The following is an 11,918-nucleotide window of genomic DNA, read 5'->3' as shown; positions in this document are numbered from 1 at the left end:
GGCCGCATCGCCGCGATGGGCCTGATCCTGCTGAAGGACGACAAGGGCTTCTTCCCCAACTACGCCCTCGTCCCGGTGGTGCGGAAGGACGTGCTGGACGCCCATCCCGACCTCAAGCCGCTGCTCGAGAGCCTCGCCACCCGCCTGGACGATGCGACGATGCAGCGCCTGAACGGCGAGGTCGACGTGCAGAAGAAATCGATCGAGGCGGTCGCCACGGCCTATCTGAAGGAGGGCGGCTTCCTCTGACGCTGCCGTCACCCGTGAGAAGGGCGCCGATCAGCTGGAGGCGCTCGGCCCGCCCGCGCGGCCTTCTTCCCGGGCGGTGGCCATGACGAGAAGGAGTACACGCTCGACCAATTCCTGTCGTCCGTGCTGAGCGCGCCTCGATCCGCTGCCGAAGCTCGATGGGCATCATCAAGGCCACCGAACATGGGCGGCGCAGCTTCGCGGTCGCCGAAGTCCGGCTGCGTCAGTCGCCTGCGGTCACCCACCCCAAGGGCGTGTCCCCTACACCTGCGCGGTATCGGGCTCATGCCTTCTGATGTGCCGAACGGCTCGAGGAATTCCATCTGGCCGAATGGGGCGGCAGTCCGTGATGAGGGACACTGTTCAGCCTGAGCGGCGCTCTCCGCCCGCTTTCAGCAGCGTGAGGCTGGGCATGGATATCAGGAGATCGGGGTATCGCGCGGCCATCCAGGACCAGGATGATTCCGTCGTGGCCGCCGGCTTTGTTCTCCCCGCCGTCGCGTTTGGCTTGCACGAAGCCAAGACGTTGCTGGAGGAACCGTCCTTTCAGAGTGACGGCGATGCCGCCGAGCCTCTACGCCAAGCCCCCGGCCCAACGGCTTTGGCCCTGCTCGCAAGCCTCGCCATTCCCGCCCGGCCGATCAGCCCTGTTGCGCCTCCACCCCCTGACGCACAGCCGAGCTCCCCCCTGGCTGCAATCGAGCCCATTTCCCTCGGCGCAGATGGACCCGTGGGGAAGGCGCGGCCCAACACGCCCCATCTCGGGCCGGCGACATTGCCGGACCTTACCGAGAGCTCCGGCCCGACCCGCGGTCCGGCAATGCCGATCGCCAACCAGCCTTCGGCGGCCGCTCCCCGGCCCGTTTCCGAATCCCGGGTCGACACGCCGGTAACGCCCGCCGGCCTGACCCGCTCTCCGCTCGCATCCCTGCCGGCCGCCGAAGGCATTCTGCCTGGAGGCGCGGCCAGCCTCCTCCCGGTCTCGACGACCCTGACCGGACCGTTCAGCGGGACAGAAGTTCCAACAGCCTCCACACAGACCGCGCCGGCCCTGAGCACCGCGCCGCTGACAAGCGCAGCCGCGCCGACGACATCGCCTGTCGGCGAGATCATCACGCTGCAATCGACGCCGTCTTCCGCCACGACCTCGACGTCCAATCCGGTCACGCTGGAGAATCAGAAGCAGGGAACGCCCGTCAGCGTCTGGGGAATTCACGGCAGCATCGCGGGGGTCGGGGACAGCAACATCGAAGGCTTTGCCGACAACATCAGCGTCAATGCCAGCCAGACGATCAATTTCAAGATCGATACCGATTCCACCCACTACCGCATCGATATCTATCGCCTGGGTTACTATGGGGGTGACGGGGCGCGGCTGGTCGCAACGATGGACCGGCAACTGTCATCCGCCCAGGTGCAGCCGGATCCTCTCTTCAATTCGTCGACGCGCGAGGTGGATGCCGGGAACTGGTCGGTCTCCGCATCCTGGGCCGTGCCGTCGGATGCCGTGTCGGGCGTCTATTTCGCCAAGCTGACGCGCGAGGACGGCACGACAGGGGAGAACATGATCCCCTTCATCGTCCGCAACGACGGGCGCACCTCGGGGATCACCTTCCAGACAGCTGACCAGACCTGGGAGGCCTACAACCCCTGGGGTGGCTACAACCTCTATCAGGGACCGGACGGGCTCGCGAGCGACCGGGCCTACGCGGTCAGCTACAACCGGCCGGTCGTCGTCAACTCCACCAACAACGAGGCCGGGCCGCAGGATTTCGTCTTCGGTGCGGAGTTTCCCGCCATCTATTGGCTGGAACAGAACGGCTACGACGTCAGCTATATCTCGGGCATCGATGCGGCCCGCAATGGCTCCCTGCTCCTCAACAGCAAGGTCTACATGGATGTCGGGCACGACGAATACTGGTCGTCGGCCCAGCGGGCCAACGTCCAAGCGGCCGCGGATGCCGGCGTCAGCCTCGCCTTCCTGAGCGGCAACGAGATGTTCTGGAACATCGCCTATGCCCCCAGCCTCGATGCCAGCGCCACGCCGTATCGCACCATCGTCGAATACAAGGATCCCTGGTCCGGCGCCCAGCTCAACCCCAACGGCACGAGCGGGGGCGGCGCATCGACCTTCCGCGACCCGGTCTACGGCCCGGACCAGCCGGAGAACGCGCTGACCGGCACCATCTTCAACGTCGACGCCTACCAGCTCGACACCATCACCATCCCCTATAGCCTGTCGAAATTCGGTTTCTGGACCAACACAAGCATCGCCAACCTGCAGCCGGGGCAGACCGGCTCGCTGATCCCCAACCTGCTGGGCTACGAGTGGGATACGAACTCCAACAACGGCTTCCGGCCTGCCGGCCTGATCGACCTGTCCTCGACCACGCTCGGCGTCTCGACCTTGCTGCTCGACTATGCCGCCCAGATCGGCGCCGGCACCGCGACACACAATCTGACCCTCTACCGGGATCCCACCAGCGGCGCGCTGGTCTTCGGCGCCGGCACCGTCTACTGGTCGTGGGGGCTGAGCTCCAACCATGCCAACGAGGCCACGCCCGCCGATCCCAACGTCCAGCAGGCGATGGTCAATCTCTTCGCCGAGATGGGGGTCCAGCCGCAGACACTGACCGCCAGCCTGGTCCTGGCGACCGCGTCGACCGACCACGCACCACCGACATCGACCATCATCAGCATCGGCTCGGGCGGGGCACTGGCCGCCGACCAGACGGTCACGATCAGCGGCACGGCGACGGATGCGGGCGGTGGCCGGATTGCCATGGTCGAGATCTCGACCGATGGCGGCAAGACCTGGAACAGGGCGACCGGGTTCAGCAGCTGGACCTACAGCTGGATCGTCCCCTCCGCCGGAAGCTACACGATCGAAACGCGCGCCACCGACGACTGGGCCAATGTGGAGAAGCCGAGCGACGCGACGACGGTGAGCGCGTCCTCGTCCCCCAATCAGAGCCTCTTCACGAAGTCGCCCGGCGACGTCGTGGTCAACACCACCGCATCCAGCAATCTCGATTCCGGGGACAACAACTCGGTCCAGCTCGGCGTCAGGTTCACCGCCTCCACATCCGGGCTCGTGATGGGGATCCGGTTCTACAAGGGCATCAACGATATCGGGACCCATACCGGGACCTTATGGAGCAGCTCGGGAACCGTCCTCGCGACCGGGACCTTCACCGGAGAGAGCGCCAGCGGCTGGCAGACGCTGACATTCTCCAGCCCCCTGTCGATCACGGCCGGAGCCACCTATGTGGCGAGCTATCTCAGCCACGGCCATTATCCGGTCGACAGCAACTTCTTCACCGCGGCGCGGACGAACGGCGCCCTGTCCACGGCCGCGAATGCCGGCGTCTACACCTACAGTTCGGGCGTGATGCCGACCTCCAGCTTCGGCGCATCGAACTACTGGGTCGATGTGCTGTTTGTGCCGTCCGGCTCGCAACTGCCGCCAACGGCGGTGGCGGATTCCGGCTTCGTCACGCCGGAGAACACCGCGCTGACGATCGCGGCGTCGGCCCTCCTGGCCAATGACTCGGATCCCGATGGCGACACCCTGACGATCGTCGGCGTCAGCGGGGCCACGAACGGTTCGGTGAGCTTCAATGCCAGCAGCAACACCGTCACCTTCACGCCGAATGCCAACTATGCCGGGCCGGCCAGCTTCACCTACACCATGTCCGATGGCTCCAGCACGGCATCGGCAAATGTCAGCCTGTCGGTCTATGCGCCAGGCACGACCTTCAGCCTGTTCCCCGGCAGCACCACGCCTGGCACCGTCACTGTCGTCGACTTCAACCCGGTCGAGCTCGGCGTGAAGTTCAGCGCCTCGACCGGCGGCACGATCACCGGCATCCGCTTCTACAAGGGCGCGCAGAACACCGGCCCGCATGTCGGCTCACTGTGGACCAGCACCGGGACGCTCCTGGCCAGCGCCACCTTCACCGGCGAGACAGCGAGCGGCTGGCAGACCGTCACCTTCTCCAACCCCGTCCACATCGCCGCCGGCACCACCTATGTCGCCGGCTACAGCACGAATGGCTTCTACTCCGCCGACAGCAACTACTTCGCCAGCGCCCATTCGAGCGGACCGCTGACGGCGCCGGCCAGCGGCTCCAGCGGCGGCAACGGCGTCTACACCTACGGCACCGGCAGCCCCTTCCCCACCAGCACCTACAACGCCACGAACTACTGGGTCGACGTCACCTTCAGCTCGCTCACCTCCCAACCGCCGGTGGCCAACAACGACAGCGGCTTCACCGCCACCGAGAACGCGCCGCTGACCATCTCCGCCTCGGCGCTCCTGGCCAACGACACCGACCCGAACGGCTATCCGCTGAGCATCACCCAGGTCTCCGCCCCGACCAACGGCACGGTCGGCTTCGACTCCGCCAGCAACACCATCACCTTCACCCCGACCAGCGGCTACACCGGAAACGCCGGCTTCACCTACAGCATCACCGACGGCCATGGCGGTACCGCCAGCGCCAATGTCTCCCTTGTCGTGACGGCACCCAGCACCACCCAGACCCTGTTCTCGGCTTCGAGCACGCCGGCCAATACGAACGTGAACGATCCCAGCCCGGTGGAACTCGGCATGAAGTTCCAGTCCGATGTCGCGGGCACGATCTCCGCGATCCAGTTCTACAAGGGAACCGGGGACACCGGGCCGCACACCGTCGATCTCTGGTCGAGCAGCGGCACACTGCTCGCCAGCGCGGTGTCCGCCGGTGAAACCGCCAGCGGGTGGCAGACCGTCAACCTCTCCCAGCCGGTCTCGATCGCGGCGAACACCACCTATATCGCGGCCTATCACAGCAACGGTCACTACGCCGCGACCGGAGACTTCTTCGGATCGGGCGTCATCAATGGTCATCTCAGCGCGCTGTCGGACGCGTCAGGCGGAGGCAATGGTGTCTACGCCTACAGCGCGAGCGACGCCTTTCCGACGAATTCGTTCAACAAGACCAATTATTGGGTGGACGTCACCTTCAACCAGCTCGCGGCCTGATGCACGGCGGAGATCATCGCTGAAAACCGGCTGCCTCCACTCCCGCGGCTATTGTCCTCCGAGTTGCTCTCGAATCGGATCTCTTCGGCCAGCCGAGGATCGCCGGCGTCGGCCGTTCCGATCACAACGAGGATAGCCGTGGTACGGGAGACATACCGCGTGTCGTCGGGCCATGCTTACGCGTCACGATCACGGTTATCCTGAGTGGCATGGCGATATCTGCAATTCGGCGGGATCGACGGATCCTCACGAGTGCAATGCATCACTCTCAGCTGATTTGATCTGGATCACGATTCTGGCCATCCCATCTGATGCGGCCTCCTCCACCTCTCGACCGATTGGAGAGGGCAACAAGGATGATGCACCGGCTTGCTTCGTCCACCTTTCGTCCCGTCCGGAGTATACCGCACCTTCTCCCGAACAGTAGCCTTCGGCAATCATCGACATATTGGATGTCAATCCATACTCCGATTCACTGATGTTATCCAAAATATAGACCGCAATATATTTCGATATTGGTGATATTATATACAAATTTACCATATATCGGCGCCTTCCAATCAGAGATTATATTCCATTAATTGTCAAAATACGCCACACGGAACCCACATCTGAGCAAAAATATGGATGATAGCTTCATGCCGCTGATGCTCCGGATACGGCGACTCATACAACTCTCCAAAGAGGAAATAGATATTCTAAAACACCTGCATAATCGCCGACGCATCCATCTCGATCCGGGAATAACACCGGGATGGAGACTAGGAAAATCGGCCCTCATTATCCTGAAGGGCTGGGGATATACGTATAGGCATCTCGGCAACGGCGATCGTCAGCTGATCGATATCATTCTTCCCGGTGACATTGCCGGGCTCCGGACCAGCCTTCTCGGCATCCCCCAGGGGCTTCGCACGATCGGGCAAGTCGAAGCTGTGGAGATTCACAGCCGCTTGATCCCTTCCTTGTTCAGAGACTGGCCACGCCTCGCGCTGGCACTGGTCCTGATCGCGAACCAGGATAGCGAACTCCTGGCTGAGCGCCTCGTCAGCGTCGGGCGGCGACCAGCCCTCTCACGGGTCTCGCATTTCCTTCTGGAGCTCGGCACCCGCCTGGAAATCGTCGGCCTGGGCACCCGCAACAGCTTTCGCTGCCCGCTGACCCAGGCCGACATCGCCGACGCCCTGGGCCTGTCGTCCATCCATGTGAATCGGGTGCTGCGACACCTCCGCGAACGTCGGATTCTGATGTTCCGGAACGGCGAGGTCGAGATCCAGGATCCCCACAACCTGATCTCATTGGCGCAAGTCGAGACGCTCCCCTCGAGCGGCACTCTCGGATCTCTCGCTTCGAGTTGATCTTCGCCGTCGATAAACCTCTCAAGGGGCGCAAGGCCGCAGAAGCGGCGCGCGCTCTCACTCATGCCAAGGACATCGATATGATCAACCTGACCCCGGCAACCCCTTTGCCGGACGAGCATGTGCTGGTGGCAGGAGGGGCGGGCTATGTCGGGAGCCATGTGGCCTGGCTTCTATGCCGTCTCGGCTTCAGGGTCACCGTCCTCGACGATCTGTCCACTGGACATCGCCACGCCGTTCCGTCCTGCGCCCGCTTCATCCACTGCGATGCGCGCGATATCACGCAGGTGTCCCGTGCCTTCGCGGAGTGCAGCCCTACCGCGGTGATGAATTTCGCGGCTCTCAGCCTGGTTGGGGATTCGTATCGGGATCCCCTGCGCTATATCGCCCACAACCTCGCCATTACCCTGAACCTGGCCAAAGCCTCGGCGGAGATCGGCGTCTCCAGCTTCCTGCTCTCATCGACGGCCAGCATCTTCGGCGCCGAAGCGCCACGGCCCGTGGCCGAAGACGCGCCGGTACGGCCGGACAATCCCTATGGCGAATCCAAAGCGATGTGTGAGCGGGTATTGCACTGGCTCGACACCACGACAGGCATCCGGACCGCCGCGCTCCGCTACTTCAACGCCTCGGGGGCGCTGTTCTCCGCTGATCTCGGCGAGGCTCACGATCCAGAAACCCATCTCATTCCGATCGTCATCCAGGCAGCGTTGAGACTGAGGGACGGCGTCGACATCTTCGGCGACGACTATCCCACCGCGGACGGGACATGCGTGCGGGACTATGTCCATGTCCTTGACCTCGCGGATGCACATGTGAAGGCCCTGCTCGCCCTCAGGACGGCAGGCCATCTGCGATACAATGTCGGCAGCGGCCGAGGGTACAGCGTCAGGGATATCGTGCATGCGGTCGAGCGGGAGTCCGGCCGTCATATCCCGGTGAGGCGTCGGCCGCGCAGGAACGGTGATCCGTCGACGCTGGTCGCCTGCACCGACCGGATCCGAAGCGACCTCGGCTGGCAGCCGGCCAACAGCGATCTCGCGACCATCATTCGATCAGCCTGGAGATGGCACGTCGACCACCCATCGGGCTTCAACAGCCCTGATTAGCGCCGGAATGATCGAGACCCGCCTTGCACTTTCGGCACACCATTGAGGGGCACCCGATTCAACCACCACACTTTCTAGTAGATTCGAGGTGGCAGACTCCGCCGACGCTAGACCAAACACCTATCGACGAGAACGAACTCCACCCGAAAGAGGTAGGCCTTGGTTAACTTGTGTTAGAGACATTTGCAGAGCACTCTTATATTATTGCGATATGCTGAAAGATAGACTACTGAACACCAAATAAATTCTTAATAATTCTTGCGCTATAGAGAAGGGATCCTGGATCCTTGCCACGAACACGAGTGCAACAATCGAACAAAAGTTCGTAAAAATAAAATAAAACTAAGGAAACATTTATGCGCACTGACTGACGCAAGGGGTAGCAGATATGTCGTACCAGATTGAATCGGCAGACAGCCCCACCGATGAAGGCCTCGATATCCTTGGACCGGACATCGCATTCGCTGGCGCGAGAGGGCACGCACAGGCCAGAGGATGGCTGCACACCGACAGCATCATCATCATCGATAGCCGAACCCTCGACAGGGAGTGTCTCGCTCGGGGGCTAGCGGCGAACAATGTCGGCATCAGGGTCCATTCCTTCGGATCAATCGAGGAATGGCGACGGGCAAACGAACTGCACAGGCCCGCATCAGCCATACTCTTCAGCTTGGGTGCGCGCGACAGCGGCGATGCCGAGGTGCAGGCCGACATCGCGGAACTTGTCGCTCAATTCAAAGATATTCCGGTCATTGCCATCGGCGATCTCGACGGGCTGAGCCATATCATGAAGATCCTGGAATATGGCGCCCGCAGCTATATTCCGACGAGTGTCGGCCTCGATGTGGCGATCGAGGCGATCCGTCTCGCCCGCGCCGGCGGCACATTCGTGCCGGCCAGCAGCCTGACAGCCATACACAAGCACATGGTTGCGGAGACGACCTCGCCGCAAACGACGCTGAGCACCCTCTTCACATCCCGCCAAGCGGCGGTCGTCGACGCCTTGAGGCGCGGCAAGGCCAACAAGATCATCGCTTATGAGCTCAATCTTTGCGAGAGCACCGTAAAAGTACATATTAGAAATATCATGAAGAAGCTCAAAGCAAGAAATAGAACCGAGGTTGCCTTCAAGATCAACGATCTCTTCTCCAATGGCACTGCCGATAAGCGCAGAGATTCTCACTAAATACCCATCATCTGACGACTATTTGCAAGCGTAATTGGTTATACTGGCGAACAACTTTCAGATGGCTTGGCAAAGGACAACCGAAGTGATCGTGTCGAAACAGACGACTTCGCGCCAGCCATCTGGTTTGGCCAACTACCTGCGGTTCCTGAGGCGTCGCAAGCTGTCGATTGCCATTCCAGCGCTGGTCTCGGTTGCCGTGGGGCTGGCCCTCTACTCAGCGTCACCGCGCCGCTACAACGCCGAGGCGGTGGTCGCGCTCGATCTTCGGCGCCTCCAGATCCTCTCGACCGAGGCGGTTCTCTCGCCCCTGCCGCAAGAGAGCCCGGTGCTCAGGACCGAGCTGGACATCATCAATTCCCGGCTGATGGCCGAGCGCGTGCTGGAGCGGCTGGGACGGCAGGGCATCACGCCTCCGCCGCCCGCCCCATCGCTGAAGACGAAGATCGCGAGGCTGATCATCGGCCAGGCGGACGCGCCGGCCGACGCCCAGGAGCCGGAGAGCCAACGCGACGGGATCGATCGGCTGCTCGACAATCTGACGGTCAGCAACGATGGCCGGTCCTACACGATCTTCATCATGTTCACCGCCACCGACCCCGCCTACGCGGCCACCGTCGCAAACGCCTTCGGCGAGGCCTATCTCGATTATCAGGCCGATACCCAGGCAGCTGCGACCCGGCACGCCACTGAATGGCTCGGCGCCAAGCTGGGGGATCTGCGCAAGCAGCTCGAAGGATCGGAAAGCGCGGTCGAAGCCTTTCGACAAAAGTCTGGGCTGGTCGTTTCCCAAGGCACCAGCCTGGAGGCGCAGCGATTGAGCGCCTTGAACAGTGCTTTGGCGCAGGCACGGTCCGATCGTGCCGCGGCGGAGGCTCGCTATCAGACCGCGACGGCCCTGGCCGGCAGCGACACCGGCCTCGATTCCTTCGGCGCCGTGCTGGGATCCGCCATCATCCAGAGTCTGCGATCGGAGCAGGCGAAGGTCGATCGCCAGCTTTCCGGATATGAGGATACCGGGGTGACCAAGAGCGCGGACCTGCCGATGCTCCGGTCGCAGCAGGCCTCGCTCAAGCAGCAGATCAGGCAGGAGGTGGACCGCGTGGTCGCCAGCCTGGCCAATGATGTTGACGTCGAGCGGCGGAAGGAGGGCGTCCTGCAGGCGGAGTTCGAGCAGGCGGAAGCGGCGCAGTCGACCGCCAGCGCGGCCCAGCTCCAGCTGAGCCAGCTCGAACGCGAAGCCAGCGCCAACCGGACGGTCTATGAAAGCTATCTGACGCGATACAAGCAGACCATCGAGCAGGACGGCCTGGCGCTGCCCGAAGCCCGGATGATATCCCGGGCCGAAGCCCCCGGCTTTCCGGCGACGCCGAAGATCGTGCCGTTCGTGGTCCTCAGCCTCCTCGCCGGATCCGGCCTCGGCATCGGCATCGCCTCGCTGCGGGAGACCTTCGACACCCGGATCCGGTCGCGGCGTGATCTCGATGAAATCACCGGCCTGCCGATCTTCGATCTCGTGCCGCAGCTGCGGGCGACCCCCGCCGTTCCCACGCATGCCGCCGTGGTGAAGGCGCCGAGATCGGATTTCAGCGCCGCGGCGCGTCGCCTCGGGACATCCTTGCTCCTCGCCCCGGCGATGCGGCGAGCTCAGGTCGTGGCGGTCACGTCCGGGGGCAGCGGCGATGGCAAGACCACGCTGTGCATCACCCTGGCTCGGTCAATGGCGATGTCCGGCCAGAAGGTCGTCCTGGTCGATGCCGACCTGCGCAATCCCACGGTGGCGTCGTTGATCGGCATCGAGCCGGAGGTCCGGCTGCTGGATCTGATCCGGGACGGGCGGCGCCTGGATGAGGCGGCCGCCACCGACCGGATCTCGCCGATGCATGTGATCGCCGCGGCGCCGGACCGGCATGCCGCCGAGCATCTCCTCGACGAGGCCGGGTTCCGGAATCTCCTGGCGCAGCTGCGCAAGCGCTACGACCGGATCGTCATCGATCTCGGCTCGGTCGAAGCCTCCACGAGTGCGACCCAGCTCGGGCTGCTCGTCGACTCCGTGCTGGTTGTCGTCCGCTGGGGCAAGACCACCCGTGCCGCCCTCTCATCCTGCATCCGGCGGCTGTCCTTCCACGGAGCGCCGGTCTCCGGCCTCGTCCTGAACGGCGTGCAGGGCAGCCAGCCCGATCGCGACGATATCGGCGATCCGGCTTCGGCACCGGCCGACGGCACGCTCCCGCGTCTCCGTCCCTATGAGGTCAAGGACGAGTTGACCGTGGTGCGGGAAGCCTGACGCCATGTCTCGACAGCCCCTGGACTCCAGACCCATGTCCCTTCTCACCCCTTCGCCGACGCCACGCCGCCGTTTGCCGCGGACGCATCTCGCCCTGCTGCTTCTCGCCGGCATGGCCGCCTCGATCTGCTCCGGACACGCGCTCGCCGACGGCATCCAGCCCTACAGGATCGGTCCGGGCGACAGGCTGACGATCACCGTCGCCGGCCAGGAGGCGTATTCGGGCAAGTTCCCGGTCGGTCCGGATGGCAGCATCAGCTACCCGCTGCTTGGCGACCTGACGGCGGCCGGGCTGACGCCCGGCGAGATCGCCGACCGGATCGGCCAGGGGCTGAGCCAGTATCTCCAGGCCGGCAACGCCGTTCGGGTCGCCATTGAGGAGTATGCCCCGGTGTTCGTCGTCGGCGATGTCGACCGGCCCGGGCAGTTCCAGTTCCGGCCCGGGATGACCGCGCTGGAGCTGGTGGCCATCGGCGGCGGCCTGCGGCGCGCCCAGTTCACCAGTGAGAGCGGCACGCTGCAGATGATCGGCGCGGAGCAGGACTATGCCGACCTGAAGCTGCAGCAATTCGCCCTGCAGGTGCGCCAGGCCCGAATCCTCGCGGAAATGGCAGGAAGCGAGTTCGACTACACCCTGCCGGACCGGGACGGGATCCTGGACAAGCCGGCGATGCAGCGGGTGGTCGATGTCGAGGCCACGCTCTTC

7 protein-coding genes are annotated in these 11,918 nt (G+C 63.7%); all 7 read left to right on the top strand.

Features of this window, described 5'->3' with window-relative positions:
* Positions 1-249, top strand: a 249-nt coding sequence (locus ABDW35_RS21140) for a glycine betaine ABC transporter substrate-binding protein (protein ID WP_343715860.1), incomplete at its 5' end; no start/stop codon positions are given.
* Between the two features lie 412 nt (positions 250-661).
* Positions 662-5,275, top strand: coding sequence for a DUF4082 domain-containing protein (locus ABDW35_RS21135; protein WP_343715859.1), 4,614 nt, complete (start codon positions 662-664; stop codon positions 5,273-5,275).
* A 623-nt stretch (positions 5,276-5,898) separates the two neighbouring features.
* The gene (locus tag ABDW35_RS21130) at positions 5,899-6,630 is read left to right on the top strand and encodes a Crp/Fnr family transcriptional regulator (RefSeq protein ID WP_343715858.1); all 732 of its coding nucleotides are present in this window, start codon (positions 5,899-5,901) and stop codon (positions 6,628-6,630) included.
* Positions 6,627-7,739 (top strand): UDP-glucose 4-epimerase GalE, encoded by a 1,113-nt coding sequence (gene galE, locus ABDW35_RS21125; RefSeq protein WP_343715857.1) that lies wholly within the window; start codon positions 6,627-6,629, stop codon positions 7,737-7,739. Before ABDW35_RS21130 ends, galE begins: the two co-directional genes overlap by 4 nt.
* Before the next feature lie 388 nt (positions 7,740-8,127).
* Positions 8,128-8,925: a response regulator transcription factor gene (locus ABDW35_RS21120; RefSeq protein WP_343715856.1), complete on the top strand. Its 798-nt coding sequence runs from the start codon at positions 8,128-8,130 to the stop codon at positions 8,923-8,925.
* A gap of 85 nt (positions 8,926-9,010) precedes the next feature.
* Positions 9,011-11,212, top strand: a complete 2,202-nt coding sequence (locus ABDW35_RS21115) for a polysaccharide biosynthesis tyrosine autokinase (protein WP_343715855.1) — start codon at positions 9,011-9,013, stop codon at positions 11,210-11,212.
* A gap of 34 nt (positions 11,213-11,246) precedes the next feature.
* A partial coding sequence (locus ABDW35_RS21110) for a polysaccharide biosynthesis/export family protein (RefSeq protein ID WP_343715854.1) occupies positions 11,247-11,918 on the top strand: 672 nt, incomplete at its 3' end.

The organism is Inquilinus sp., from assembly GCF_039594555.1.
In the GTDB taxonomy this organism is placed as follows: domain Bacteria; phylum Pseudomonadota; class Alphaproteobacteria; order DSM-16000; family Inquilinaceae; genus Inquilinus.
This window is presented reverse-complemented; position numbering and strand designations above follow the sequence as displayed.

Bases quoted from the DNA above. Each gene is read 5' to 3' on its own strand.
- ABDW35_RS21130 (WP_343715858.1), top strand. From the start codon at position 5,899: ATGGATGATAGCTTCATGCCGCTGATGCTCCGGATACGGCGACTCATA.
- ABDW35_RS21135 (WP_343715859.1), top strand. From the start codon at position 662: ATGGATATCAGGAGATCGGGGTATCGCGCGGCCATCCAGGACCAGGAT.
- ABDW35_RS21120 (WP_343715856.1), top strand. From the start codon at position 8,128: ATGTCGTACCAGATTGAATCGGCAGACAGCCCCACCGATGAAGGCCTC.